24 protein-coding genes are annotated in these 26,366 nt (G+C 66.4%); 13 read left to right on the top strand and 11 right to left on the bottom strand.

The window, feature by feature from the left end:
* Together MF270_RS26945 and pobA are read right to left on the bottom strand one after the other, a co-directional pair.
* The coding region (locus tag MF270_RS26945; protein ID WP_238368721.1) for an FAD-dependent oxidoreductase at nt 1-1,050 on the bottom strand (1,050 nt) is incomplete at its 3' end.
* Between the two features lie 401 nt (nt 1,051-1,451).
* Nucleotides 1,452-2,621, bottom strand: coding sequence for a 4-hydroxybenzoate 3-monooxygenase (gene pobA, locus MF270_RS26940; protein WP_238368720.1), 1,170 nt, complete (start codon nt 2,619-2,621; stop codon nt 1,452-1,454).
* A 94-nt stretch (nt 2,622-2,715) separates the two neighbouring features.
* Here pobA and MF270_RS26935 point away from each other — a divergent pair, with 94 nt between their 5' ends.
* Nucleotides 2,716-3,567 carry a helix-turn-helix domain-containing protein gene (locus MF270_RS26935; protein WP_238368719.1) on the top strand — a complete coding sequence of 284 codons (852 nt, stop codon included), beginning with the start codon at nt 2,716-2,718 and terminating at the stop codon, nt 3,565-3,567.
* Between the two features lie 112 nt (nt 3,568-3,679).
* Entirely contained in the window at nt 3,680-5,980 is a 2,301-nt protein-coding gene (locus MF270_RS26930) for a pre-peptidase C-terminal domain-containing protein (protein WP_238368718.1), read from the top strand.
* 45 nt (nt 5,981-6,025) lie between these two features.
* Here the strand turns inward: MF270_RS26930 and MF270_RS26925 are convergent, their stop codons facing one another.
* Nucleotides 6,026-6,448, bottom strand: a complete 423-nt coding sequence (locus tag MF270_RS26925; RefSeq protein WP_238368717.1) for a glyoxalase superfamily protein — start codon at nt 6,446-6,448, stop codon at nt 6,026-6,028.
* Nucleotides 6,449-6,730: 282 nt separating this feature from the next.
* On the opposite strand from MF270_RS26925, the gene MF270_RS26920 reads away from it, so the two are divergent.
* Nucleotides 6,731-7,645 (top strand): DUF4268 domain-containing protein, encoded by a 915-nt coding sequence (locus MF270_RS26920; protein ID WP_238368716.1) that lies wholly within the window; start codon nt 6,731-6,733, stop codon nt 7,643-7,645.
* A 51-nt stretch (nt 7,646-7,696) separates the two neighbouring features.
* On the opposite strand, the gene MF270_RS26915 is transcribed toward MF270_RS26920, so the two are convergent.
* The 5 genes from MF270_RS26915 to MF270_RS26895 all read right to left on the bottom strand — a co-directional run bounded on the left by MF270_RS26915 (nt 7,697) and on the right by MF270_RS26895 (nt 12,175).
* A complete protein-coding gene (locus MF270_RS26915) occupies nt 7,697-8,638 on the bottom strand; it encodes a Gfo/Idh/MocA family oxidoreductase (RefSeq protein ID WP_238368715.1) in 942 nt (313 codons plus the stop codon).
* A 21-nt stretch (nt 8,639-8,659) separates the two neighbouring features.
* Complete coding sequence (locus tag MF270_RS26910) at nt 8,660-9,544, bottom strand: class III extradiol dioxygenase subunit beta (protein WP_238368714.1); 885 nt, start codon at nt 9,542-9,544, stop codon at nt 8,660-8,662.
* Complete coding sequence (gene ligA / locus MF270_RS26905) at nt 9,544-9,936, bottom strand: protocatechuate 4,5-dioxygenase subunit alpha (protein WP_238368713.1); 393 nt, start codon at nt 9,934-9,936, stop codon at nt 9,544-9,546. The genes MF270_RS26910 and ligA overlap by 1 nt, the downstream gene beginning before the upstream one ends.
* Before the next feature lie 17 nt (nt 9,937-9,953).
* On the bottom strand, nt 9,954-10,850 hold the full coding sequence (locus MF270_RS26900; protein ID WP_238368712.1) for a DUF1932 domain-containing protein: 897 nt from the start codon (nt 10,848-10,850) through the stop codon (nt 9,954-9,956).
* Nucleotides 10,851-10,939: 89 nt separating this feature from the next.
* Nucleotides 10,940-12,175 carry a LysR family transcriptional regulator gene (locus tag MF270_RS26895; protein WP_238368711.1) on the bottom strand — a complete coding sequence of 412 codons (1,236 nt, stop codon included), beginning with the start codon at nt 12,173-12,175 and terminating at the stop codon, nt 10,940-10,942.
* 153 nt (nt 12,176-12,328) lie between these two features.
* Between MF270_RS26895 and MF270_RS26890 the strand changes: the two genes are divergently transcribed.
* From MF270_RS26890 to MF270_RS26855, 8 genes are all read left to right on the top strand, one after another.
* The gene (locus MF270_RS26890) at nt 12,329-13,066 is read left to right on the top strand and encodes a PIG-L deacetylase family protein (protein ID WP_238368710.1); all 738 of its coding nucleotides are present in this window, start codon (nt 12,329-12,331) and stop codon (nt 13,064-13,066) included.
* Between the two features lie 63 nt (nt 13,067-13,129).
* On the top strand, nt 13,130-13,621 hold the full coding sequence (locus tag MF270_RS26885) for a cytochrome b (protein ID WP_238368709.1): 492 nt from the start codon (nt 13,130-13,132) through the stop codon (nt 13,619-13,621).
* A gap of 20 nt (nt 13,622-13,641) precedes the next feature.
* Nucleotides 13,642-14,316, top strand: coding sequence for a 4-carboxy-4-hydroxy-2-oxoadipate aldolase/oxaloacetate decarboxylase (locus MF270_RS26880; protein WP_238368708.1), 675 nt, complete (start codon nt 13,642-13,644; stop codon nt 14,314-14,316).
* 129 nt (nt 14,317-14,445) lie between these two features.
* A complete protein-coding gene (locus MF270_RS26875; RefSeq protein ID WP_238368707.1) occupies nt 14,446-15,498 on the top strand; it encodes a 4-oxalomesaconate tautomerase in 1,053 nt (350 codons plus the stop codon).
* On the top strand, nt 15,495-16,385 hold the full coding sequence (locus MF270_RS26870) for an amidohydrolase family protein (RefSeq protein ID WP_238368706.1): 891 nt from the start codon (nt 15,495-15,497) through the stop codon (nt 16,383-16,385). The genes MF270_RS26875 and MF270_RS26870 overlap by 4 nt, the downstream gene beginning before the upstream one ends.
* A 321-nt stretch (nt 16,386-16,706) precedes the next feature.
* Nucleotides 16,707-17,402 carry a dimethylsulfonioproprionate lyase family protein gene (locus MF270_RS26865; RefSeq protein ID WP_238368705.1) on the top strand — a complete coding sequence of 232 codons (696 nt, stop codon included), beginning with the start codon at nt 16,707-16,709 and terminating at the stop codon, nt 17,400-17,402.
* A gap of 127 nt (nt 17,403-17,529) precedes the next feature.
* A complete protein-coding gene (locus MF270_RS26860) occupies nt 17,530-17,889 on the top strand; it encodes a protocatechuate 4,5-dioxygenase subunit alpha (RefSeq protein WP_238368704.1) in 360 nt (119 codons plus the stop codon).
* 12 nt (nt 17,890-17,901) lie between these two features.
* A complete protein-coding gene (locus tag MF270_RS26855) occupies nt 17,902-18,750 on the top strand; it encodes a class III extradiol dioxygenase family protein (RefSeq protein WP_238368703.1) in 849 nt (282 codons plus the stop codon).
* Between the two features lie 244 nt (nt 18,751-18,994).
* Here the strand turns inward: MF270_RS26855 and MF270_RS26850 are convergent, their stop codons facing one another.
* The 3 genes from MF270_RS26850 to MF270_RS26840 all read right to left on the bottom strand — a co-directional run bounded on the left by MF270_RS26850 (nt 18,995) and on the right by MF270_RS26840 (nt 23,208).
* Nucleotides 18,995-19,615, bottom strand: coding sequence for a hypothetical protein (locus MF270_RS26850; RefSeq protein ID WP_238368702.1), 621 nt, complete (start codon nt 19,613-19,615; stop codon nt 18,995-18,997).
* Nucleotides 19,616-19,729: 114 nt separating this feature from the next.
* Nucleotides 19,730-21,169 (bottom strand): calcium-binding protein, encoded by a 1,440-nt coding sequence (locus MF270_RS26845; RefSeq protein WP_238368701.1) that lies wholly within the window; start codon nt 21,167-21,169, stop codon nt 19,730-19,732.
* Between the two features lie 116 nt (nt 21,170-21,285).
* Nucleotides 21,286-23,208, bottom strand: a complete 1,923-nt coding sequence (locus MF270_RS26840; RefSeq protein WP_238368700.1) for an FAD-dependent monooxygenase — start codon at nt 23,206-23,208, stop codon at nt 21,286-21,288.
* A gap of 372 nt (nt 23,209-23,580) precedes the next feature.
* Between MF270_RS26840 and MF270_RS26835 the strand changes: the two genes are divergently transcribed.
* Together MF270_RS26835 and MF270_RS26830 are read left to right on the top strand one after the other, a co-directional pair.
* Nucleotides 23,581-24,198, top strand: a complete 618-nt coding sequence (locus tag MF270_RS26835; RefSeq protein ID WP_238368699.1) for a TetR/AcrR family transcriptional regulator — start codon at nt 23,581-23,583, stop codon at nt 24,196-24,198.
* 3 nt (nt 24,199-24,201) lie between these two features.
* Nucleotides 24,202-26,301 (top strand): alpha/beta hydrolase, encoded by a 2,100-nt coding sequence (locus tag MF270_RS26830; protein ID WP_238368698.1) that lies wholly within the window; start codon nt 24,202-24,204, stop codon nt 26,299-26,301.
* The last annotated feature ends 65 nt before the right edge of the window (nt 26,302-26,366 follow it).

Here is a 26,366-nt window from a genome sequence, read left to right as displayed (position 1 = left end):
CGCAAACCCGGCCTTGTCGGCCAGCGCGGTCTTGCCGCCCAGCGAGACCAGTTTCAGGAACCCTTTCTGCGGCCGGTAGGGCCGCAGATCGCCCCCGGTCAGGACGGCGCGCAGGTTGCGGTCCAGCACCTTCGCGGCGCGCACCGCATAGACCCCGGCCTTGGGGCGCGGCGCATGGGTCATGTGGGCGCAATCGCCGACCGCGAAGAGATCGCTCCGCCCCTCGACCCGCAGGTCGGGGCCGACGCGGATGAACCCGTTCTCCAGCGGCAGGGAACTGCGCGTGATCCAGTCATGCGGCGCGGCCCCGGCGGCCCCGAGGGTGAAGCGGGCGGGCAGGGGGGCTCCCTCGTCCAGGTCGACATGGGTCGCGGTGACGCCGGTGATCCTGGCCCCGGTCCGCAGGGTCACGCCGGCGTCCGAGAGGGCGGCGCGCACCTTGCGCTCGGCCGCGTCCGACATGCCCGACAGGCCCGGCCCGGCCTCGAGCACGGCGACTTCGGGCCGCAGCCCGCGCGCCTTGAGCGCATGGTCCATGGCCAGTGCCAGCTCGACCCCAGCCACGCCGCCGCCGATCACCGCGACCTGCGGCGGCACGCGGCCAGATGCGGCGGTTTCGAGGAAATCGCGCCAGCGGGCCGCGTAGCCATCCAGCGGCTTGGCGCCGATGCCCTGTTCGGCAAAGCCGGGGATCGAGGGCAGGGCATAGTGGATGCCGATGTCGACAGAGGCGATGTCGTAGCCGATCCGCCGGTCGCCCACGGTCACGACCCGCGCCCCGGGGTCGATGCCATCCGCCGCGCCAAGGATCAGCCGCGCGCCGGCAAAGCGGGCCAGCTGCACCAGGTCGATTTCGAGCGCGTCCAGCGGGTAATGCCCCGCCACGTGCCCCGGCAGCATGCCGGAATAGGGCGCGGTGGGGCCGGGGTTGATGACGGTCAGCCGCACGCCGGGCAGGGGCCGCATCCCCCACATCCGCAGCACCAGCGCATGGGCATGGCCGCCCCCGATCAGGACGAGGTCGCGTGTCAACGGGATCTGGGTCTGCATGGCGGGCTCCGGTTTGCTGGCCCGGAGTAGCGCCTGGCGACGGGGCCGTCCATGTGACGCCTTTGCCGGGCCGGTCACGGGCGGCGGGGTGCGGATGCCTCCGGCGGGAGTTTTCGGGCACAATGAAGGGCGGATCCGTTCACCAAACATTGACCTGGTCTGGCCATCATCCGGATGCGCCGGAAGCTGGAGAGCGACCCGGCGTGCACAGTGAAGCCCCGCGACCGATATACCTGGTAGCCAATCCGGTGAGGCGGCGCGGGGCGGATCCTGCGTTCGTGTCCGCTCTTCATTGTGCCGGTAAACTCTGCGGGGGCCGCCAATGTCGCGCCATTGGTCCGAGAGACAATGGCGTGGGGGTGCAAAACCCCCACACCGCCCTCAGAGCCCTGGCGCGCCGATCAGAACGGCAGGCCGACGTAGTTCTCGGCCATGCTCTTCTGCGCCGCCTCGGACGAGAAGAGGTAGTCCAGCTCGATCTGCTGCAGGCGTTGGTCGTAGGTGCTGGTGTCCGGAAAGCTGTGCAGCAGCGAGGTCAACCACCACGAGAACCGCTGTGTCTTCCAGGCGCGGGCCAGGGCCTTTTCCGAGTAGGTGTCGATCCCGGTGTCATCGCCGCTGAGGTAATGATCCACCAGCGCGTGGTAGAGATAGTAGATGTCCGATGCGGCGGTGTTGAGCCCCTTGGCGCCGGTGGGCGGGACGATATGGGCGGCGTCGCCGGACAGGAAGAGGTTGCCGTAGCGCATCGGCTCGGCCACGAAGCCGCGCAGCGGCGCGATGCTTTTCTCGATCGTCGGGCCGGTTTCAAGCCTGGCTGCGACCTCTTCGGGCAGGCGGGCCTTGAGTTCGGCCCAGAAGGCGTCGTCGGACCACTCTTCGACCTTGTCGGTCAGCGGCACCTGCACGTAGTAGCGCGACAACACCCGGCTGCGCAGGGAACACAGCGCAAAGCCGCGCGCGCCCCGGGCATAGATCAGCTCTTCGCTGACCGGCCTGGTCTCGGACAGCACGCCGAGCCAGCCGAAGGGATAGACCTTTTCGTATTCGCGCAGCACGTCCTCGGGGATCGACTTGCGCGACACGCCGTGGAAGCCGTCGGCGCCGATCACGTAGTCGCACACGATGCGATGCGACTCGCCCTTCAGGTCATATGTGACGTGGGGCTTGTCGGTCTTGAGGTCGTGCAGCACGACGTTCTGAACCTCGTGGATGACCTTGCCGCCCATCTTGTCACGGCCTTCGTAAAGGTCGCGCGTCAGCTCGGTCTGGCCGTAGACCATCACCGACTTGCCGGTCAGGCGCTTGATGTCGATGCGGTGCATGTGGCTGTCGCTCGAGATGTAGACCCCGTCGTGCAGTTCGCCCTCGCGGTCCATGCGGTCGCCGACCTGGGCCTCGCGCATCAGCTCGGCAAAGCCGGCCTCGAGCACGCCGGCGCGGATGCGGCTGAGCACGTAGTCGCGGGTCTGGCGTTCCAGAACGATGGTGTCGATGCCCTTGAGGTGCAGAAGCTGGCTGAGCATCAGGCCCGAGGGGCCGCCGCCGATGATGCAGACTTGCGTTTCCATGGAAGTCTCCTCCGATTTCCCGTGGCGGCCATTCAAGCCGTTCCGCGCGGCGATTTGAATGGACCGGGCAGGCGGCTGCTTGTACTTTTCGAACATGGACAGCCAGGCGATCCGCAGCTTCAACCTGTTCGGCGAGACCGGAGAGATGCCCGACGTCATCCACGTGGAGACGATCGAGAAACGGTCGCGCCTGCACGACTGGGAATTCGCGCCGCATCGCCACGGGCGGCTGCACCAGGTGATCGCGATCGAGCGAGGCGGCGGCGTGGCGCGGATCGAGGGCACGGCGCATGCGCTGGCCGAGGGCGTGCTGATCAACGTGCCCGTGGGCGTGGTGCATGGCTTTACCTTCCAGCCGGGCACGGTGGGCCGTGTCGTCACCCTGCTGGCCGAGCTGCGGGACGAGCTGCTGGCCGCCGACCAGGCGCTGCCCGGGCTGCTGACCCGACCGGCCGTGGTGCCTGCGCCCGCCGCCTCCTGGCCCGTGCTGGCCGGGATCGAGACCGAGTTCGAGGGGCGCAGCTATGCCCGCGCGCAGGTGCTGCGCTCGCTGACCGGGGTGCTTCTGGGCCTGGTCGCCCGCGCCGTCGCCGGGGCCGAGGGCGCGGCGGGCGCGGCCCCGCCGCCGCAGGTGCGCCGGTTTCTCGACCTGGTCGAGAAGGGCTTTGCCAGCGGCGCCAAAGTCGCCGATTACGCGGCCCGATTGGGAGTCAGCGCCACCCATCTCAGCCGTCTCTGCCGCGAGGCGACGGGCCAGCCTGCCAGCCGCCTGATCGCGGAACGCCTGCTGCGCGAGGCGCGCCGCAACCTTGCATTTACCACGCTGCCCGTCTCGACCATCGCCTACGAGCTCGGCTACGACGACCCGGCCTATTTCAGCCGAGTTTTCCAGCGCGAGACGGGCGAAAGCCCCAGCGCCTTCCGCGCGCGGGTGGGGCGGGGGTAGGGTGCCTGTGCCTTACCAGCAACGCGCGAATATCACGGGCCTTTTCGCGTTGCATTGCGCATCGCGCCCCCCGTAGCGTCCACGGGAACACCTATGACGGAGCTCCCCCGACATGCCGATTGATCCCGCCCCGGTCCTCAAGACCCTGACCCTGGATTCGCCCCAGCTGATCTCGACCAGCCTCGGCTATCGTCTGAACGAAGACTGGTTTGCCATCGAATTGACCGAAGGCACGACCTACTGGATCGACGCGACCAACGCGGAGCGTGACAACGATGCCTCTCTGAGCCTCTACGACAGCACGGGCGCGCTGTTCAGCGTGCCGGGAAATCCATACTACCAGTTCGACCCGGCCCAGGGTGCCTTCGTGCTGCATTTCGAGCAAGTGACCCCCTCGCGCCTGATGATCACGGCGCCGACGACCGGGACATATTACCTGAAAGCCGATGTCGGGCCGGCTGGCTTCATGGTGCAGGCCATTACCGTGCCCGAACTGGTGGACGGCGAAGGCGACGCGGCCGATCCCGTCACCCTGACCTCGGGCGTGGCCACGACCGGGGTGATCGATTTCGAGGGCGACGTGGACGTCTTCACCCTGGATGTTCCCGAAGAGCACACGGTCACGGTGGTCTTTTCACGGATCGACGCCGACGGTTTCCTGGCCCCCCGGGCCCTGGAAGAGGTCACGATGCAGCGAGCCGGGGCACCCGAGACGCGGGTCGACCTGCTCCGGAACGGCCAGGAGGCGACCTTTATCGTCGAGGCGGCCGGGACCTTTCTGTTCAACGTCGTGGGACAGGACCTGAAAGGCGACGTGGAATATGCCGTGAGCCTCGGCAGCTACGTCCTGACCGCAACCATCGCGCCGATCGTGCCCATCGTCCTGGACGGGACAGAGGGTGACGACACCCTGGAGGGCAGTTTCGGACGTGACACGCTGGACGGGCTGGCGGGGAATGACCTGCTGCACGGCTATCGGAACCACGACCTGCTGATCGGCGGGCTGGGCAATGACACTCTGCTGGCCGGTGATGGCGACGACACGCTCGACGGCGGTGACGGGGACGACAGCCTGAATGGCGAGGCCTGGGCCGATCGGCTGACGGGCGGGCAGGGCGAGGATACGCTGCTTGGCGCCTATGGGGACGATACGCTGGACGGCGGCGATGGCGACGACCGGCTGGAAGGCGGGGTGCACGCGGATTCGCTGACGGGCGGGCTGGGTACCGACCTGCTGTTCGGCGGTGACGGGCGGGACACGCTGGACGGAGGCGAGGACGACGACACCCTCGACGGCGGGGAGGGGTCGGATTCGATCATCGGTGGCGCCGGACATGAGTCGATCCAGGGCGGGCTTGGACACGACACGATCCAGGGCGGCGATGGCGATGACTGGATCCAGGGTGGGCCGCTGCGCTCGAGCTCCGAAGACAATGACCAGATTTCAGGCGCAGCGGGCGATGACACCATCCTCGGCGGAGCAGGGGACGACCTGATCTTTGGCGGAGACGGGGATGACTTTCTCTACGGGTTCTCGCAAACCTCCAACATCGGCGCCGACACTATCTATGGCGGAGCTGGCGCGGACCTGATCGTCGGCAACGACGTCTGGGGGGAAAGCGGCGACGACAGACTCTACGGTACGAATGCAGCAGACGTGTTGCGCGGGGGGCAGAACAACGATTTCCTCCGTTCGGCGGGCGGAGATGACACGCTTTATGCCGGCATCGGAGATGACACTGCCTACGGCGGCCAGGGCGGGGACCTTGTCTATCTTCAGGACGGAAACGATCTTTACTTGGCGTACGAGGGTTTCGCCGTAGAATTTCTTGCCGATACGGTGTTCGGTGGCGCGGGGGACGACACCATCACAGACGACTTCGGGGCCAATCACCTCTACGGCGGTGAGGGCAGCGATTCGATCACAGGAGGCCGTGGGCGCGATTCGATCAACGGCGGGTCGCATGCCGACTGGCTGGATGGGGCTTACGGTGATGACACCATGGAGGGCGGAGCCGGGGACGACTTTGCCTACATGGGCATGGACAACGACCTGTGGATCGACGAGGTCCAGACCGAAGGCCCGGCGTCGGACACCGTCTTCGGTGGCGCGGGGGACGACACGATCCATTCCGCCACCGGCAACGACAGCTTGACCGGGGGGAGCGGGGCCGACACCTTCGTGCTGGCCGCCACGCTGGACGTGGTGATCATCAGCGATTTCGACGCCGAAGCGGATACGCTGCAGATCGAGGCGGCGCATTGGGGCGGCGCGCTCGACCAGGCGCGGCTGGATGCGCTGGCCGATACCTCGGGCCCGCGCCTCGTGCTCGATTTCGCTGAGGGCGCAGCGGTCGAGCTCAAGGGCTGGACCAGTACCGCCGGCCTGCTCGACGCCATTGAGCTGATCTAGGCGGTTTCCCGTCCGGGCCCGCACATGCGCGGCCCGGACGGGCAATCACTCCACCCGCATCACCAGCTGCGGTTGCCCGTTCGAGGTCTTGCGCGGCGACACGCCCTGCGCATCGACCGTGCCGCGGATGCGGTGGCGCCAGTTGGAAAAGCTGTCGAAAGTCACCGTGTCCACGGGCGCGTCCAGCTTGATGTCGACCTGGCGGGCGCCCTCGGGGCCGGAGATGCCGACGATCTCTCCGGCAAAGGCCTGGCCCAGGTAGGTGCCGCGCACGCGGCTTCCCAGCGCCAGCTCGGGCGGGGCGTTGCGCTGGCCCAGCCGCGCGGCCAGCGTGTTCCAGTCGCGCGCGCCCTGCTGCCGGGCGACAAGCTCCAGCGCCTGGGAATGGCTGACCTGGGTGCCTTGCGCGGCCAACGCGCTGCGCAGGGCCTTGGCCTGCGCCTTGGCGGCATCAACGGTGAGGGTCATTGAGGGCCCTCCGGTCGGGGGGCGGTATCGGGTGACATGGCTCGGTCCTTTGGGACGCATTCCGGAACGGATGGGGGCCTGCGTTACCCACCTGCGAAATGCTGCAAAGGTGAGATGTCGTCCGATCCGGGCTTCACCGTGGCCGAGGCCTGCAGGCGGCAGGTGCCCGGCACCTTGTGGCGCCTGATAGGGCAGGGGCGCATGGTTCGCAATAGAGAAAGGGCTGGCCTGCATTCAGGAAACGATGCGAGGGTGCGCGGATCGACGCAAGGAGGCGCGTGAATGAGCACGGTTGCTTTTGGAACCTTGGAAGACCTGCAACCCCGCGATGCCTGGACGAACGAGGCGCGGGATTTCACCCCATGGCTGGCCGAGAACATCGACCAGCTGTCAAAGGTGATCGGCGTGCCGCTTGAGCTGACAGGGACAGAGGTCGCCGTGCAGACCTTTGCCGCCGACATTCTGGCGCGCAACATGCAGGATGGTTCGACCGTGCTGATCGAGAACCAGCTCGAGCAAACCGACCATTCCCACCTCGGGCAGATCCTGACCTACCTGGCTGGGCTCGATGCGCAGACAGTCATCTGGATCGCGCCAAGGTTTCGCGATGCGCACAGATCGGCGATCCGTTGGCTCAATGCGCATACGGCTGACAACTTTGCCTTCTTTGCCGTACGGCTCCGGGTCGTGCGGATCGGGGACAGCCCCTTTGCCCCGGTCTTCGAAATCGTCGAGGAACCGGACGATTGGGCGCGCGAGATCAAGCATGTGGTGGCGCCCGAGGGGAGCAGATACTACGACATCAAGCAAGAATTCTGGAATGCGTTCCTTGATCGGTACCCGGAATTGGAGCAGGCCGGGTTGCGCCGGTGGCGCTACCCGAACAATTATCTCACTGCGCATGATACCCCCGGGATCGAGGTGTCGGTCTACCTGGGCAAGGAGCGATCCGGTGTCTTCATCCGAAGCGCTTGGGGCGAGCAGGTCGGTCCGGTGGTCGCGGTCCTTGAGCCGCACAAGGCTGCCCTGGAGGCCCGGCTTGGCGCGGGGTTCGGGCCGTCTGGACGGGGCGGACATATCCTGGGGCGAGACATCGACATGGGGCACGAGGCCCGCGACACCTGGCCGGAGTGCATGGCCTGGATGCATGCGAGACTGATGGAGTACAGAGCGGCGCTGAGCGAGGTTCTGACATGAGAACGGCCCGAGGGTCCCCTCGGGCCGCGCCAGCGCTGATCCCAGCAGGGATCAGAACGACTTTTCGATCTTGTCCAGCGTCTTCATCGCGCTCAGCACGTCGTGGACCGATCCGTTGGGCTCGCGGCCCTCGCGGATGGCGGCGATGAACTCGCGGTCGATCAGCTCGATCCCGTTGCCCGACACAGCGACATCGCTGAGGTCGATCGGGGTCTCGCGGCCGTCCACCAGGTCATCGTAACGGGCGATGTAGGTGCCGTTGTCGCAGATGTAGCGGAAGAAGGTGCCGAACGGGCCGTCGTTGTTGAACGACAGCGACAGGGTGCAGATCGCGCCATTGGCGGCCTTCATCCCGATGGACATGTCCATGGCGATGCCCAGTTCCGGGTGGTGCGGCCCTTCGAGGCCAAAGGCCTGAACGACTTCGCCGCCGGTCTGGTACTGGAACAGGTCGACCGTGTGGCAGGCATGGTGCCACAGCAGGTGATCGGTCCAGCTGCGCGCTTCGCCCTTGGCGTTGGTGTTCGTGCGGCGGAAGAAATACGTCTGCACGTCCATCTGCTGCAGGGTCAGCTCACCGGACTTGATCCTGTTGTGGATCCACTGGTGGCTGGGGTTGAAGCGGCGCACCTGGCCGGCCATGGCCAGCACGCCGGTTTCGGTCTGCACCTTGCAGATCGCCTCGGAATCCTCCAGCGAGTCGGCCATCGGGATCTCGATCAGCACCGGCTTGCCGGCCCTCATGCAGGCGATGGCCTGCTCGGCGTGCAACTGGGTCGGCGTGGCCAGGATCACCGCGTCGACGTCATCGCGCGCGAGACATTCGTCGAGCGATGTCGCGGCATGGCCGATCCCGCGGTCTTGCGCAAGCTTGTCGATCTTTTCCCGGGTCGGGCCCATGACCGAGGTTACGGTGACCTCTTCGATGGCTGCCAGGGCATCGAGGTGCTTGATGCCAAAGGCGCCGTAGGCGCCGGCAACACAAATACGCATGTTGTCTTCCTTCTGTCCGGTTTACTCGGCCGCCATGGCGGCGCGGCTTTCCTGGTACGACTTGTTCTCGAGGATGATGTGACCCACGGCGGTGTTCGACGCGGGCACGTGGTAGTGGCGGTGCACTTCCTCGACATCGTCATCGAGCGCGCCGCGCATGACGTGCCACATCACCATCTCGACGCCTTCCGAGCCCGCCTCGCGCAGGTAGTCGACGTGGGGCATCTGGGCCAGCTTGACCGGGTCCTCGGTCAGCATGTCGAGGAACATGGTGTCGAACTCGGCATTGATGAGGCCCGCGCGCTTGTACTGCAGCTGGTGGCTCATGCCGCCGGTGCCGAAGACCATGACGTTCAGGTCTTCCTCGTAGCTTTCGATGGCGCGGCGCACGGCCTTGCCGAGGTTGAAGCAGCGGTTGCCGGTGGGGGCCGGGTACTGCACCACGTTCACGGCCAGCGGGATCACGAGGCAGGGCCATTCGCCATCCTGCGGCACCTCGCCGAACATCACCGACAGCGGGACGGTCAGGCCGTGGTCGACCTCCATCTCGTTCATGATGGTCAGGTCGAATTCGTCGAGGATCAGCGACTGCGCGATGTGGCTTGCCAGCTTCTGGTGATTCTTGACGATCGGCACCGGGCGGGGCCCGAAGCCTTCGTCGGCGGGGGTAAAGGTCGCGGCGGCCCCCAGCGCGAAGGTCGGGATGCAGGACGCATCAAACGCGGTGCAATGGTCGTTGTAGACCAGGAAGATCACGTCGGGCTTGTTCTCTTTCATCCATTCGCGGCTGAATTCGAACCCCTTGAAGACGGGCTTCCAATAGTCTTGTTCGGTGATCCCGGTGTCCATGGCGACACCGATGGCGGGGACGTGGGACACACCCACGCCGGCAGTGATACGTGCCATTAGTCTTTTCCTTCCCATTCGCTCTTGTAGCGGTTGCCCTCGATCGGGCGGCCCCCGTGCAGCATCATGTCGCGATACTTCTCGACCCCCATGCCGGTCATCAACCCGGCGAGGTTCTGGAAGTTGATCCCGTCGAAAGCGGCCAGCTTGGAGGTGTAGTAGATGTTCCCGCCCAGCTCGAGCAGGCGGTTCCACTCGCGCTTGAGCACCGCTTCGCGCTGCTCGGGGGTCATCGGGTAGGCGTCGAGATAGGCTTCCTCGTCCGCCTTGAAGGCGTCCCGGTTCTTCTGCAGGCGCAGAGAGATGCAGAACTGGTTCAGGTGATATCCTTCACGGCTGCGGTCTGCGTCAAAGACGAAGGTGCCGGGGATGTCCTCGTAGTCCTTTTTCATGGTGCGTTCCCTGGTTTCTAGTCGGTTGTCTGGTCGGCCAGTCCCAGCGCGGCGAGGATCGCGTCGGCGCGGGCGGCGGTGTCGTCGGGGCCGGGGGCAAGGTGCAGGTCGCCCATGGCCTGTTGCCAGTCGGCGATGGCGCGGGACATATGCGGCGGCAGGCCCAGCCCCTCCACGGTCTTGGCGACCTCGCGCATCTCGGCGGCGCGGCGGATGCCGTGGGTGGTGGTCCGTTCGATATTGTAGGCCGTTTTGGCCGGCCAGTCGATGCCCGGGTAGGTGACGCCGAGCGATTGCAGCACGTTGTCCTCGACCCCGGCGCGGCGGGCGGCGAGCATGCATTCAAGCGTCAGCGCCTCGATCCCCTTGATCATCACGCTGCGTACCATCTTGCGCATGGACGCGGTGCCGACGGGGCCCGCCGCCTCGGTCACGTTCATGCCAAGGGCGGTGAGCGTTTCGACCGCCTCGGCCGCGTGAGGGCCCGAGAGCTGGCAGGCGGTGCGGTGCAGGGCAGGGTGCACGGGCTGCATCACGGCCATGTCGACATAGCGCCCGCCCGCGCCCTCGATCACCTGCGCGTTCGCCTGCTTGGTCTGCGGCGCGCAGGAATTGGCATCGAGGAATAGCGCGCCAGCTAGGTCCGTGCGGGCCAGCGACAGCGCCGCCGGTGCGGCCTGGTCGGCGGTCACCAGCGAAAAGATGATCGGCGCGCCGGCAAGGGCAGGGGCCGTGGCCGCTTCGGAGACCTCGAGCGCGTCGTACTCGGCCCGCTTGGCGGCAGCCTGGTCGCCCAGGGTCTTGAGGTCGAAGGCGCGCGCATCCACGGGCTGGTCGCCGCGCAGGCCGGTCAGAAAGGCCTGCGCGGCCTCACCAAAGCCAAGCCAGGCGATATGCGCCATGTTGCCGTGCATTGTGGGTGGGTCCTCCGCGTTCGGGGCAAAACCTAGCACCGGGGGGCTGGCACGCCCAATTCATTTCCAAGGATACTTATTGAAAATTTCTATTGTCGGTCTTCGGCGGCAGCGCTTGCCCCGTCCGCCGTCCCGGTTTGCATGCGCAGAAACTCAATGAATCGCGCCTGGCTTTCCGTGGGTCGCCAGTCGCGGCGGAAGGTGAGCCCGATGGCGCGGGCGTTGTTCTCGAGCGGGATGGGAAGCGGGACGAGGTGGCCATCGGCCTCTTCGACGCTGATCTGGTGGCGCGAGATGATCGACACGCAATCGCCGTGCGCAAGCAGCCCGCGCAGGAACACGAGGGACGAGGCGACGACGCGCACCGGCGTTTCGGGCCGGTCCTGGATGCGCAGGGTCTCGTAGAGATACTGGCCCGCCGGCGTCTCCTTGGGCGGGGCAACCCAGGGGTAGGCGAGCGTGTCCTCGACCGTGACATGACAGCGCTGCGCCAGCGGGTGGCTGGGATGCGCGACGATGCACAGCGGGTCGTCGAACAGCTTTTCCTGCACCACGTCATCGGCCGGCACCGGGTTGCGCAGCGCGCCGATCATGCAGTCAAGATCGCCTTCGCGCAGCGAGCGGAGCAGTTCGGAATACCGCCCCTCGACCACGCGGATCTGCATGCCGGGCGCGTCCGTCACCATGCGGTGCACGGCATCCGGCACGATCCGCGTGCGGGCCAGGGGAAGCGAGCCGATGACGAAGCTGGCGCTTTCCTGCCCGCGCAACTGCGTCAGCTCGGCCAGGCCCTGCCGGATCTCGGCCTGGGCCAGCTTGACCCCCTGCACGAACACCTGCGCCGCGGCCGTCAGCCCGACCCCTGCGGCCGTGGCCGTAAAGAGCGGCACGCCCGCGATGGCCTCGAGGTTGCGGGCGGTGCGGTGCACGGTAGGCTGGCTGAGGTCGAGCGCCCGGGCGGCCACGGTAAAGCTGCCGGTCTCGGCGATGGCCACCAGCGCGCGCAGCTGTGCCGCCGTGACCTGCGTGTCGAAGGCACCGCGCGATCCGCCCCCCAGCCGCCGCGCCGCGCGGCTGGCGCTGGCGAGCCGGTCGAGCGCGGTGGCGACACGCGCGGCGAACACCTGCCCCTCGGCCGTGGCCGTCAATTCGCGCGTGCGGCGCAGCAGCAGCGGGGCGCCCAGCGTGTCCTCGAGCTTGGCGATGGCCTGCGTCGCGGCCGGCTGGCTGAGGTTGCAACGCGCCGCCGCCTCGCTGACCGACCCGGCGCGGGTCGCCTCGAGGAAAACGCGCATGTGGCGCAGGTTCGGGAAGTCGGCCGTCATTTCCTAACCGGTATAGAGAAAACTTATCCTAGGGAAGTCATTCGAAATAGGCAATCAGGGTCGGGCAGGTCTATGGTCCGCGCGACCGGGACCGATGCGTCCCGAGGGAACAGCGGGGCCCACGCGCCCCGGCAATGCGAGGAGACACCCCACATGTCCGGCAAGAAAACCGCCCTTGTCATTTCCGCCCACTCGGCCGACTTCGTCTGGCGCGGGGGCGGCGCGATCGCCCTGCACCAGGAGCTGGGCTACGAGGTGACGGTGGTCTGCCTCAGCTACGGCGAGCGCGGCGAAAGCGCCAAACTGTGGAAGCAGGAGGGCATGACCCTCGAGACCGTCAAGGCCGAGCGCCGGAAGGAGGCCGAGAACGCCGCCGCCGCGCTGGGTGTCAATGACATCCGCTTCTTCGACGTGGGCGACTACCCGCTCGACCTGGGTGCCGAGACGCGCGATCGCATGGTCGACGTGATCCGCGAAGTGCAGCCCAAGTGGATGATGTCGCATTCCAAGTGGGATCCGTACAACACGGACCACATGAACACGACGCAATTCGCTCTGGAATGCCGGATGGTCGCGCAGGCCTGGGGCCACAACCCCGGCCAGAAGGTTCTGGGCGCGCCGCAGCTCTACCTCTTCGAGCCGCACCAGAGCGAGCAGATGGAATGGAAGCCCTCGACCTTCCTCGACATCACGCCGGTCTGGGACAAGAAATGGGCCGCGATCCAGTGCATGCAGGGGCAGGAGCACCTGTGGACCTTCTACAAGAACGTGGCCGAGAACCGTGCCAACCACTTCCGCCGCAATTCGGGCGGGATGGCCGGGGGCCGCGCGGCGAAATATGCCGAAGGGTTCCAGACCATCTTCCCGCGCACGGTGGACGAGCTGGAATAAAGCGCCGGAAAACGGCGGGACGCGCGTATGGTGATCGAAGGCATCTGACAAACGGAGATCCAGATGAGCGCCGCACGTCCCACCCCCGACAGCTTCAGCACCACGCAAAAGGCCCTGCACTGGGCCGTCGTGGTGCTGATCGCGTTGCAGTACACCCTGCTGGAAGGCATGGGCCGCCCCTATGACCAACTGGTTGAGACCGGGATCGCACGCTATCCGCTGACCGTGATCCTGCATATCGGCGTCGGGGCGACGGTCCTGCTGCTGGCGATCTGGCGGCTGGTGCTGCGCGCGCGGCACGGCGTGCCGGCCGAGCCCGAGGCAGAGCCGGAGCTGTTCCGCAAGCTGGGCAGGCTGGCCCATGGCGCGATCTACGTGCTGCTTTTCGCCTTCCCGATCAGCGGGGCGGTGGCCTGGTTCGGCGGCGTCGGCGCTGCGGCCGAGGCGCATGAAATCATCAAGGCGCTGCTGATGGCGCTGGTCGTGCTCCATGTCGGGGCCGTGCTGGTGCATCAGTTCGTCTGGAAAACCAACATCGCGCGCCGCATGACCTGAGCGCGCGGGAAGGAGAGAGAATGGGCGGAGTCGTCGTACAGAACATCGAGCGGGCCGATAAGTCGGTGATCGAGGCGCTTGGCAAATGTGGCGTGGCCACGGTGCACGAGGCGCAGGGCCGCAAGGGGCTGCTGGCCAGCTACATGCGTCCGATCTATCGCGGCACCCGGCTGGCGGCCTCGGCCGTGACGATCTCTTCCCCTCCGGGTGACAACTGGATGGTCCATGTCTGCATCGAGCAGTGCCAGTCCGGCGACATCATGGTGCTGGCGCCGACCTCGCCCTGCGAGGACGGCTATTTTGGCGACCTGCTGGCGACCTCGGCCCAGGCGCGGGGCGTCAAGGGGCTGATCATCGACGCCGGCGTGCGCGACGTGATGGACCTCGAGGAAATGGCCTTCCCGGTCTGGTCCAAGGCGATCTTTGCCGCCGGCACGGTCAAAGAGACGGTGGGGTCGGTGAACATCCCCCTCGTCTGCGCGGGCGAGCTGGTGAACCCGGGCGACGTGATCGTGGCCGATGACGACGGTGTCTGCGTCGTGCGCCGCGAGGAGGCCGAAGACGTGCTGGTCAAGGCGCAAAAGCGCGAGGCCGCCGAGGTCGCCAAGCGCGAGCGGCTGGCCAAGGGCGAGCTGGGCTTGGACATTTACGACATGCGGGCCCGTCTGGCCGAGAAGGGTCTGAAGTATATCTGAGCGGGGCTTGAGCGGTTTCGGATCGCTTTTGGCGATCCGACCGAAGCGGGGGGCCAGCCCCCCGCGCCCCCCGGAGTTTAATGGCAAGATGAAGAGGGATCGGGTGTGCCGGTCCGAGAGGGAGCGCGGATGACCGAGGCGGTGCGGTGCATGTGGATGCGGGGGGGGACCTCCAAGGGTGGATACTTCCTGGCCGATGAGCTGGGGGCGGTTGCGGATCGCGATGCCTTTCTCTTGCGGATCATGGGGTCGCCCGATCTGCGGCAGATCGACGGGATGGGGGGGACGGACCCTCTGACCTCGAAGGTCGCGGTGGTGAAGCGGTCCGAGAGGGAGGGGGTCGATGTCGATTACCTCTTCCTGCAGGTTTTCGTGGACAAGCCGATCGTGACGGATGCGCAGAATTGCGGGAACATCCTGGCCGGGATCGGGCCCTTTGCCATCGAGCGGGGGCTGGTCGCGGCGCAGGACGGCGAGACGCCGGTGACGATCTACATGGAGAACACCGGGCAGGTCGCCGTTGCGCGGGTGAAGACACCCGGCGGCAAGGTCAGCTATGCGGGCGAGTCGAAGATCGACGGCGTGCCGGGGACGTCGGCGCCGGTGCCCATCGCCTTCAAGGACACGGCCGGGTCGAGCTGTGGCGCGCTGCTGCCGACCGGCAATGCGGTGGACGTGGTCGAAGGTGTCGAGGTCACGATGATCGACAACGGCATGCCCTGCGTGGTCATGCGGGCGTCGGACATGGGGATCACGGGCGAGGAGACGCCGGAAGAGCTGGAGGGCAACGCGGGCTTGCGCGAGAAGCTCGAGGCGATCCGGCTGTCCTGCGGGCCGATGATGAACCTTGGCGATGTCTCGGAAAAATCGGTGCCCAAGATGACCATGGTCAGCGCGCCCCGGGACGGTGGCGCGATTGGCACGCGCACCTTCATCCCGCATCGCTGCCACAAGACCATCGGCGTGCTGGGCGCGGTCAGCGTCGCCACCGCCTGCCTGCTCGAAGGCTCGCCTGCTTACGCGCTCGCCGAACGGGGCGAGGGGCGCGAGCGCAGCCTGTCGATCGAACATCCCACGGGCGAGATGACCGTGGTGGCCACGCTGGACGGCGATGGCCAGGTGGCCGAGGCCGCGATCCTGCGGACGGCCCGAAAACTCATGGACGGAGAGGTATTCGCATGACCGAAGTGCAGGTAATGGACGCCGATTGGCTGGAATTCCACCCCAGCCCGAAAAAGCCGGACTTTGTCCTGCCCAAGGGCGCGGTGGATGCCCATTGCCATGTCTTCGGGCCCAGCCCCGAGTTCCCCTTTGCGCCCGAGCGCAAGTACACGCCCTGCAACGCCGGCAAGGACAAGCTGTTCGAGCTGCGCGATTACCTGGGGTTCGCGCGCAACGTGATCGTGCAGGCGACCTGCCACGGCAAGGACAACCGCGCCATGGTGGATGCCTGCCGCGCGGCGGGCGACAAGGCGCGGGGCATTGCCAGCGTCGGGCCCGACATCACGATGGACGAGCTGCGCGAGATGGACGCGGCCGGTGTGCGCGGCGTCCGCTTCAACTTCGTCAAGCGCCTGGTGGATGCCACGCCCAAGGAGGTCTTCATCGGCATCGCCGAGAAGATCGCCAAGCTCGACTGGCACATCGTCGTTTATTTCGAGGCGTCGGACCTCGAGGACCTCGTGCCCTTCCTCGAGAGCCTGCCGACCGTTCTGGTGGTCGATCACATGGGCCGGCCGGACGTGTCCAAGGGGGTGGATCACCCGGACTTCCAGCGTTTCATCGACCTGATGGCGCGGAACGACAACATCTGGTCCAAGGTGACCTGCCCCGAGCGGCTGACCAAGGCCGGCCCGCCCTATGACGACGTCGTGCCCTTCTACCAGGCGATCGTTGACCGGTTCGAGGACCGCGTGCTCTGGGGCACCGACTGGCCGCATCCGAACATGAAATCGCATATGCCGGACGATGGCGCGCTGGTGGATTACATCCCGCGCATCGCCCGCACGGCCGAGCAGCAGCAGAAGCTGCTGGTCGACAACCCGATGCGGCTGTACTGGGCGCGCTGAACGCGGCCGATCAACGAATGACAAGGGCGGGCCCGGCGGGCTTGAACCGGCTGGGCCAGCTATGCATCCGTGGTCCGGGGCACTTCGGACATGTCGCGAGGCTGACAAGACCGGCCGCCGTCCGATCCCCCCGACATGCCGGTCGCGTCCCCCCGCCTTTCACGCAGTCCCGCTCCGGCACGCTCCTTGCGTCGATGCGCGCGGCCCCGGGCGCGAATTCCGGGCGTGGGGATCGCGAAAGGGATTGATCGGCGGGGCGTTTGGCTGTCGGGTAAACTAGGCTCCAACGACCGCAGGAGCTTCGTGAAAAGCGACGACCCCATGACCGAAGACACCGACATCGCCGCCCCCCGCCTGCGGGACGTGCCGAACTGGCTTTACCTTTTGCGCGAGTTCGAGGCGCTCTACCGTCATGGCTCGCCCGGAGGCAGCAAGCTGATCCGCGCCCATCGCAAGAAGGTGCGTGATGCGCTGTCGCGGCTGCTGGCCTGCGATCCGGCGATCGCGATGCGCGCCCCGGCGTCCAAGCCGGTCGTGGCGCATATGTCCCGCGCGCTTGACATGGGCGAGCGGGGCGCGATGCAGGGCATGGCCCGGGCGCTGCGCGAGGTGCGGGCCGACCTGACCTGGGAATACGGCTACGAGAAGGTGCCCAAGGCACTCGGCCAGAAATACGCCTATTGCGAGGTGGCCGGCCCGTTGGGGCCGGTGAAATCGGCCGACCTGATCCTTGGCTTCGTGCTGTTCGCGCCGAACACGACCTACCCGCAGCATTCCCACAAAGAGATCGAGGAAAGCTACATCTCGGTCGCCGGCGCCTGGTCCGAGAACGACGCGGCGGTCTATGCGCCCGGCTCGCTGATCCTGAACAAGCCGGGCGACGAGCACCGGATCACCACGGGCGAGTTCGACCCCTGCCTCTTGGCCTATGCCTGGGTCGGATCACATGAAAAGCTGGCCGCGCCGGGGATGAAGCTGACGGCGACCCGCAAGGCGAGGCGCGAACAGGGGATCTGACGCGGCGCATTGGTTTCATGCCGCAATTATTCGTTCTGCGTCCCCGCACCCGCGCACTTGATCCATGTCAAGATCGGCAGCCGGGGTGCCATGCGACAAGATCCTCCAGACTTCAGGAGGAAATCCCATGGCTGATGTACCCGGACATCACTACCACATCGACATTCCCGGCACGACGGTCTTTGACGGCAAGATGGCCATGAAGGGCTATGCGCTGAACAAGATGTGCTACGACTTCAACAAGGCCGAGAACCGAGACGGCTTCAAGGCCGACGAGGAAGCCTGGATGGCCAAGTATGGCCTGAACGAGGGCCAGAAGCAGGCGGTCCGTGACCGCGACATCCTCGGCATGATCCAGCAGGGCGGCAACATCTACTACCTGGCCAAGCTGGCCGGCATCTTCAGTCTCAGCGTGCAGGACGTGGGCGGGCTGCAGACCGGCCGCACCACCGAGGAATTCCAGGAATTCCTGCACAGCCAGGCGTAAGGAGGACATCTCATGGCAAAGATTCTCGGCGGCATCACCACGTCGCATATCCCCGCGGTCGGCAACGCGATCCAGAAGGAACTCTATGACGATCCGTACTGGAAGCCCTTTTTCGACGGCTATCCCAAGGTCCATGCCTGGATCAAAGAACATAAACCCGATTACGTGATCAACATCTACAACGACCACGGGCTGGGCTTCTTCCTTGACCGGATGCCAACCTTTGCCATCGGCGCGGCGCATGAATACCGCAACGAGGACGAGGGCTGGGGCCTGCCGTCGCTGCCGCCCTTCCCCGGCGCGCCCGAGCTGAGCTGGCACATCATCGAGAGCATGGTGGCCGATCACTTCGACATCACCTCGTGCCAGGAGCTGGCGGTGGACCATGGCTTTGTCGTGCCGATGCAGCTGTTTTGGCCGGGCGCGCCGAACAATCCCGACATGCCGCGCGCCGTGCCGATTTCCGCCAACACGGTGCAGCATCCGATCCCGACACTGGCGCGGGCGCTGGATTTCGGCAAGGCGCTTGGCAAGGCACTGCGGTCCTTCCCCGAGGACGCCAAGATCGTCATCCTCGGCACCGGCGGGCTGTCGCACCAGCTCGATGGCGAACGGGCGGGCTTCATCAACAAGGAGTTCGACCAGTACTGCCTCGAGAATATCGTGTCGAACCCCGAGGAGCTGACCAAGATCAGCCGGCTCGAGCTGGTTGAGAAGGCCGGCGCGCAGGGCACCGAGTTCCTGATGTGGATGATGATGCGCGGCGCGCTTGGCGACGACGTGACCGAGATCACGCGCAATTACCACATCCCGATCTCGAACACCGCCGCCGGCACGCTGTTGCTGGAATGCGCGGCCTGACCTGAGGCCGCAGGGTGGGATATCCGGGGCCTTTCGGCCCCGGGTTGACCGGGTTGATCCACTCCCCGTCAGGCGGTCGTCTTCGCCCAGCGACCGGATCGTGTCGCCACCCTATGCGCGCTGATCCTCGTCCAGCCACCTATGGTGGCCATCCCCCAAATCGGCCGCATCGACGTAGCGCCAGGCCTGTGCAGGGGGGCAACCGCGTGACGGCGATTGTCACGCGGTCCGGGGGCGCGACCCGTCAGCGGGTGGCGATGCCGCCGGCGTAGATCTCTTTCTTCTCGGTGCCGCCGTGGAAGGCGCCCAGCACGTCGCCGCTTGACACGTGGCCCTTGAGCTCTCCGTTGGTGTTGCCGGGCGCCGGGCCGTCCGAGCTGAAGGCGACCTCGCCCGTCAGTCGACCCGAGCGTGTGAAATCGCCCTCGATCCGCAGCTGCTGGTCGTTCGAGGTGCCCCGCAGCCGGCCATTTTCATAATCCGCGATCAGCGTGATCGCGCCGCTGTCGCGGAAGCGGTAGCCCTCGACCCGGTTGTAGTTGCCGTCGAGATCCGTGATCCCGATGACCTCGTAATCGGCGGCCAGGTTGACGGTGCCGGTATCGGGCGGCGGCGCGTAGCTGGCGCTGTTCAGGTTGATCTCGGAATAGGCTCTCAGGCCGACGTCCCGTTCGTTCCCTGCAGCGGCCCTGTAGTTGCCCAAGGGGTTGGAATCGCGCACTTCTTCGCCGTTGTAGATGTCCGAGACATCGGCGAACCCGCTGGCCGCGATCGAACCGAAACCGACACCGCGGTCTCCGTTTCCGCAGGCGGCAAGGGTCAACAGGGTCAAGGTGGCGAACAAGGGCCGCGAAATCAATGACATGGAACGTCTCCAGCTATGTGTCCCGTGCATCTGGACTGGCATTCTTGACAGGCGCAAGGCCCACCGGCACCTCCCCGCCGGGGGTGCTGCCGATGGGCCACGGTTTGCCTTGGGTCAACCGAGCTCGAGCAGGCCCAGCAGCCCGGAGGTGTCGGTCCAGCCCCGCAACGTGATCGAGCTGTCGGCGTCGAACTCCAGCACCAGCTCGGGGCCCGAGGTGTCCGCCACGGCGTCCAGCCGGGCCTGGTCGAGCGCCCCGCCCCAGAGCGCGGCATCGAGGATCAGCGTGTCCAGCGCCGTCAGGTCCCGGATCTGCACATGGCCGATGCCGGCCCGCATCACGAAGGTGTCGGGCGCGTGGCCGCCGTAGATCGTGTCGTTGCCGGCCTGCGATTCGATGGTGTCGGCATGGCCGCCGCCGCGCACATAGTCGTGGCCTGCGCTGTCCTCATCGTCGTACCAGGTGTCATAGCCACTGCCGAGCACGGCAAAGTCGCTGCCCGTGCCGCCCCGGACGACATCGTCGCCGTTGTTGCCCGAGATGCTGTCGTCATGGGCGCCGCCAAAGATCGTGTCGTTGCCCCGGCCGCCGTAGATGACGTCGTTGCCGTTGCCGCCTTCGAAATGGTCAAAGCCGCGCGATCCGTGGATGGTGTCGTTGCCATTCTCGCCGTAGACCGTGTCGCGACCCGCAAAGCCGGCCTCGGCGCTGTCGCGGAAGATGTCGGAGCCGACGCCCAGGTACGCGTAATCCGCACCAAGCCCCCCGGTGACGTGGTCGTTGCCGTCGCCCGCGATGATCCTGTCGCCCCCGTCGCCGCCGCGGATCGTGTCATCGCCGGCGTCGCCGTAGAGGGAATCCCCCCCGGCCCCGCCGTAGAGCGTGTCGGCCTCGAGACCGCCGGCGAGCACGTCGTCGCCCTCTCCGCCCAGGATGTAGTCCCGGCCGTCCTGGCCGTACAGCGTGTCCCGCCCGTATCCGCCGAACAGCGCGTCGCCGCCCACTCCGCCGGTCATGGAATCGTTGCCCGGCCCGCCGACGAGCCGGTCGTTGAACTGGAACCCGACCAGGGTATCGTTGCCGGGTCCGGCCTCGACCAGGTTCGGGCCCCAGGTGGCGTAGAGCAGGTCGTCGCCATCGGTGCCGTAGCGGCGCCAGATGGCGGTCTCGTCGGCCTCGAGCGCGTAGCTGGTGCCCGCCCCGGTCTTTTCGGTCACCGCCAGGATCAACCGGCCGTCGTCGAAATCGTCGCCTTCGCCGTCCCGGGTAATCAGATGGGACTCGAGGCTGCCCACGATGTCGTCCTGCCCGGCCCGGACCAGCTGTCCGCTGTCCGGATCGTAAAGACCCAGGATCTGCGCGTCAGCGCCGTCCGCCAGGGCTTTCATGCTGAATTCATAGAACAAGGCCGTCGCCAGGCTGATCGACCAGAATTGCACCTCGTCCACCGCGGTAAAGGTCCCGGTCACGGGTCCGCCGCCCAGTGGCAGCGGGGTGATGGTGACGCCATCCGTGTAATCGGCGTAACCGGTCAGAAAGTCTTGTACGATCATGTCGCGCTCCCAAAAATCAACAATGGGTTGATAGGGTGCGCAAATTTGCACTTGGTCAACGGTTTATCGCCGGTCCGGGACGCCTTTGCCGTGCGGCGACCCGGCCCGGCATTTGATCACGCCGCTGGCAGCAAGACCCCGTCGAAAAACGCGCTGAGGTCGGCGCGGGCCTCCAGCGGCAGCACCTCGGCGATGTACTGGTCGGGGCGGACGACGATCACGCAGCCCTGCGCCCGGTCGATCCCACGCATGTCGTAGATGTCGCCGAGGCCCTTGTGATCGGTGCAGAAGATCTTTTCGTGGTCCTGCAGGTCCAGCGGGCCCTTCCTGGGCTTCAGCAGCGCGGGCATGGCGCCGTAGTCGAGCTGGTCGAAGGTCGGCTGGAACACCGCGCGCAGGTCGATCACCGCGTCGATATCCTCGCCCGCCCGGGTGTGGTGCAGGATGGGCGAGGCCGGGTCACTGGCCAGCCAGTCGCAGAGCTGCGCAATGGCGCCATCCGGCTGGCCCGTGTCCCCGGCCCCGGCAAAGGCATAGAGCCGCCAGCGCGCGTCCGCCTCGGCCACGTGGCCCAGCTGCATCTGCATCGCGTCGGCCAGCCGCACCACGGGGGCGGAATGGAACCGGCGGCCCAGCTCTTGCCCCGTCGCAAGCGCCTGGTGGGCGCCGTCGCCGACAAGTTTCGAGGGCATGTATTTCACCGCGAGGCCGCCGGTGAACTCGAGGTTCTCGATGAACTGCGCCTGCATCCGGGGCATCCCCTGGCCGTCCAGCTCGGATTCGCCCGGCGGGGCGGACATGATCCGCGCCCATTTGTGGTCGGTCTCGACCAGCCGCTTGGCCTCGAGCCAGCGCTCGGCCGAGTAGCTTTGCAGAAGCGACGGATCGGCCCGGCCGGTCAGCACGTGGATCAGCTTCCAGCCAAGGTTGAACGTGTCCTGCATCGACACGTTCATTCCCTGCCCCGCCTTGGGGCTATGGGTGTGGCAGGCGTCCCCGGCGGTGAAGACACGCGGGTTGCGGCTGCCGGCCTCCTCCTGCGGGACATCGTCGAACCGGTCGGTCATGCGGTGCCCGATCTCGTAGATCGACCACCAGACGACCTCTTTCACGTCGATCGTATAGGGCGCCATGATGCGGTTGGCGGCGGCGATCATGTCATCGGCGGAGAAGTTGCGCTGCGACACCCGCTCGTCCGGGTTCAGCTTGTCGAGCTCCACGTACATGCGGAAGAGATACCCGCCCTCGCGCGGGAGGATCAGGATGTTGCCTTCGCTCTGCGAGGCGATCAGGCATTTCTGCCGCACGTCCGGGAAATCGGTATTGGCGAGAATGTCCATCACGCCCCAGGCCTGGTGCGCCGCGTCGCCATGCAGCGTGCCGCCGATGGCTTTGCGCACGTTGGACCGCGCGCCGTCGCAGCCGACCACGTAATTGGCGCGGATGGCCTTGGTGGTCCCCGCATTCACACCGGTGTTCTCCAGCGTCACGGTGCAGGGGTGATCGTCGGTCGCCGGGTCGATCTCGACATCCACGACCTTCCACGAATAGTCCGGCTCCAGCCGCGAGGGCGAATTCTTCATCACGTCCATGAAGAGGTCGTGAATCCGCGCCTGGTTGATCAGCGTATGCGGCATTTCCGAGCTGTCGTCGGCCACGTCCTGCACCCGGCCCACGCGGCGGATCGCCTTGGGGTTGGCGGGGTCGGGCTGCCAGAAGGTGGTCTGGTTGACCCAGTAGCTCTCGCGCTTGACCTTCTCGCCGAAACCGAAGGCCTGGAACATCTCCATCGTGCGGGTGTTCACGCCGTCGGCCTGGCCCTTCTCCATCGGGCCGGGCTTGGGTTCGACCAGAATGGTCTCGATCTGCGGGAACTGCGCCAGCTGCGCGGCAAGACAAAGGCCAGCGGGCCCGCTGCCGGCGATCAGCACGTCGACCTTTTCAGGCAGCGGCGCATGGGGCGCGCGGTCGCGCCGCCCGGGGGCTGCGTTCTTGATGTCGGGGTCGCCCCCGCGAAAGCCGGTTCCGTAGAATTGCATCTGCTCATCCTCCCGCTGCGTTGCTGGACGGATTAATAGCTACACATATCATTGGGAGTCAATACTGATATGTGTGCTTATTATATTGAGCCGGGAGGGGCCGCTGCCTAAGGGCTACCTGGACTCTGGCCAAAGTGACCCTCTCGCACATGTGCCGAAGCATGAAATGCGGCGGCCGGTCCGAGGCGGTCGGCACGCGCTGTTCCCCGGCGACCAGAAGCATGTTCGTGCGTTCGAGCGCCGGTTTCCGTTGAGCCCATTGGTGCAGAATGATCGTATGGCCGCCGGTCACGCGCCGCACCGTGGTCATCCCTGCTTGATCACAACCGGCCACATGTTGACTAATTCGTTCGAACGAATTACAAATGCCACATGGCCCTCTCAGCACGCGAAACCCCAAGCACACGACAGTCGATCATCGACGCTGCACGTCATGTGCTGATGAGAGACGGTTTTTCCGGCCTGTCGACTCGGGCCGTCGCCGAGGCGGCGAAGACGCAGATGAGCCAGATCCGCTATCACTTCGGCTCGAAGGACGGCATGATCCTGGCCCTGTTCGCCGACATGACGGAACGCCTGATCCTGCGACAAACTTCGGTGTTCGAGGATCCGGAGATCCCGCTGTCAGAAAAATGGGCCCTGTCCTGCGACTTCCTCGATCAGGATCTCGACAGCGGCTATGTCAGGGTGCTGCAGGAACTGATCGCGGTCGGATGGTCCAATCCGGCCGTGGGTGACGCGGTGCGCGCGTCTTTCGGCCAGTTGCGGGACCTTCATGTCGCGCTCGCGAAGGACTTCGCGGACCGGATCGGCGGGCTTGGTCCCTTCACGCCCGAGGATGTCGCGGCGCTCGTCGGCAGCGCGTTCATCGGCGCCGAGACGTACCTGCTGCTGGGACTGGAAAGCGACGCCCTGCCCGTGCGTCGGGCCCTGCGGCGGATCGGTGACCTGATCGCACAACACGAACCCCCGAATTCAGCGAAGGATTGAGCCATGCGCGCCGCCACCCCGACCAGCGACGGAACGATTGTGCGGGACGGGGTCAAGGTGCACTACGCCATTCACGGCGAGGGTCCGCGAACCCTGATGTTCCTGCCCGCGTGGCCGATTGTCCATTCGCGCGTCTACAAGGCACAGATCCCCTATTTCGCCGACCACTTCCGGGTCATCTCGTTCGACCCGCGCGGCAACGGCCTGTCGGACCGTCCCGAGGATCCCGACGCCTATGCGCCGTCCCAGACCGTGGCCGATGCGCTGGCGATCCTCGACGCGACCGACACCGCCAAGGCCAGCCTGATCGGGCTGTCGCTGGGCGGTCTCTACGCGGCCCTGATCGCAGCCCATGCGCCCGAGCGGGTCACGGCGCTGGTCGGCTGCGGCGCCGTCGTGCCCTTCGTGCCCCCGCACCCCCACAAGAGCGCCGACGTCATCCGCGCGACGCCTGAGGCCCCGGAGGGTTGGGACAAGTTCAATGCCAGCTACTGGCAGACCGACTACGCCGATTTCTGCGCGTTCTTCTTCAGCCGGATGTTCTGCGAGCCGCATTCCACCAAGCAGATCGAGGACGCGCTCGGCTGGGCGGCCGACGGCAGCGGCGAGGTTCTGGCGCGCATGTCGCTGGCCGAAGACCGGGGCCCCTATCCTGCGACCGAAGAGGCCTATCGCGGCATCCGGTGCCCCTCGCTCTGGATACATGGCGACAGCGACGAGGTGACCCCCTGGCAGATGTCCGAGGCCGCGGCGCGCGCCACAGGGGGCGAATTCCAGCTCTGGGCCGGTGTCGGCCACGGTGCCAACGCCCGGTATCCGGCGCGGTTCAACACGGTGGTGCGCGATTTCCTCGCCCGCCAACCGGACGCAAACCCACCGGCAAAGCGGACGCGCAGCCAGCGCCCCAAACGCGCGCTCTACCTGTCGTCGCCGATCGGACTGGGCCACGCCCGCCGTGACCTCGCCGTCACGCGAGAGCTGCGCGTCCTGCATCCCGATCTCGAGGTGCACTGGCTCGCGCAGGATCCGGTGACCCGCTTTCTGTCGGCCAATGACGAGATCCTGCATCCGGCCAGCGCGCGACTGGCCAATGAATCCGCCCATATTGAGGCGGAATCCGGCGAACACGACCTGAACGCCTTCCAGGCTATCCGCGACATGGACGAGATCCTGATCAAGAACTTCATGGTGTTCCAGGAAACGGTCGAAGACGGCGACTACGACCTCGTCATCGCGGACGAGGCCTGGGACGTCGATCACTACTGGCATGAACATCCCGATCTGAAGCGCGCCCCGGTCGCCTGGTTCACCGACTTCGTCGGCTGGGTGCCCATCCCGGAGAATGGCGCGCGTGAGGCCTTCCTGACCGCCGATTACAATGCCGAGATGATCGGCCATGTCGAAGCCAACCCCGATGTCAGGGACCGGGCCATCTTTGTCGGCGGGCCAGAGGACATCATTCCGATGAGTTTTGGCCCGGACCTGCCGCAGATGCGCGACTGGGTGCCCGCGCATTACGACTTCTCAGGGTACATCATCGGCCAGCATCCCGTGTCCTTCGGCAGTCGCGCGGAGCTTCGCGACCGATTTGGCTATCGCGACGGCGAAAAGGTCTGTATCGTGACCGTTGGCGGCTCGGGCGTCGGGGCCAGCCTGATCCGACGAATCCTGAACGCCTATCCGATCGCCCGGGCGCGCATCCCCGAGCTTCGGATGATCCTGGTCACCGGACCCCGCCTCGATCCGAGCGCCTTCGTGCTTCCGAAAGGGGTCGAGGCGCGCGCCTTCGTCCCCGACCTCGACCGGCATCTGGCCGCCTGCGATCTGGCGCTGGTGCAGGGCGGGCTGACCACCACGATGGAACTGACGGCGGCGGGAACGCCCTTTCTCTACTTTCCGCTGAAGAACCATTTCGAACAGAACTTCCATGTGGCCCAGCGGCTTGATCGCTACAACGCCGGGCGGCGGATGATCTACGACCAGAGCGACCCTGAGCGGATCGCACAGGCGATGGTCGAGGAACTGGCCGCTACTCGGGCCATGCGCCCGGTCGAAGCCGACGGCGCCCGCCGGGCCGCACACATGCTGTCCGACCTTCTTTAGACCCCGGAATTTCACAAGCGAAGGATCCTGTTGCGTCCCTTTCACCCCTTGACCGGAGAAACCCG

The organism is Mesobacterium pallidum, assembly GCF_019966535.1.
Taxonomy (GTDB): domain Bacteria; phylum Pseudomonadota; class Alphaproteobacteria; order Rhodobacterales; family Rhodobacteraceae; genus Mesobacterium; species Mesobacterium pallidum.
The sequence above is the reverse complement of the archived record's forward strand: the minus strand, read 5'-3'. Positions and strand labels throughout refer to the sequence as shown.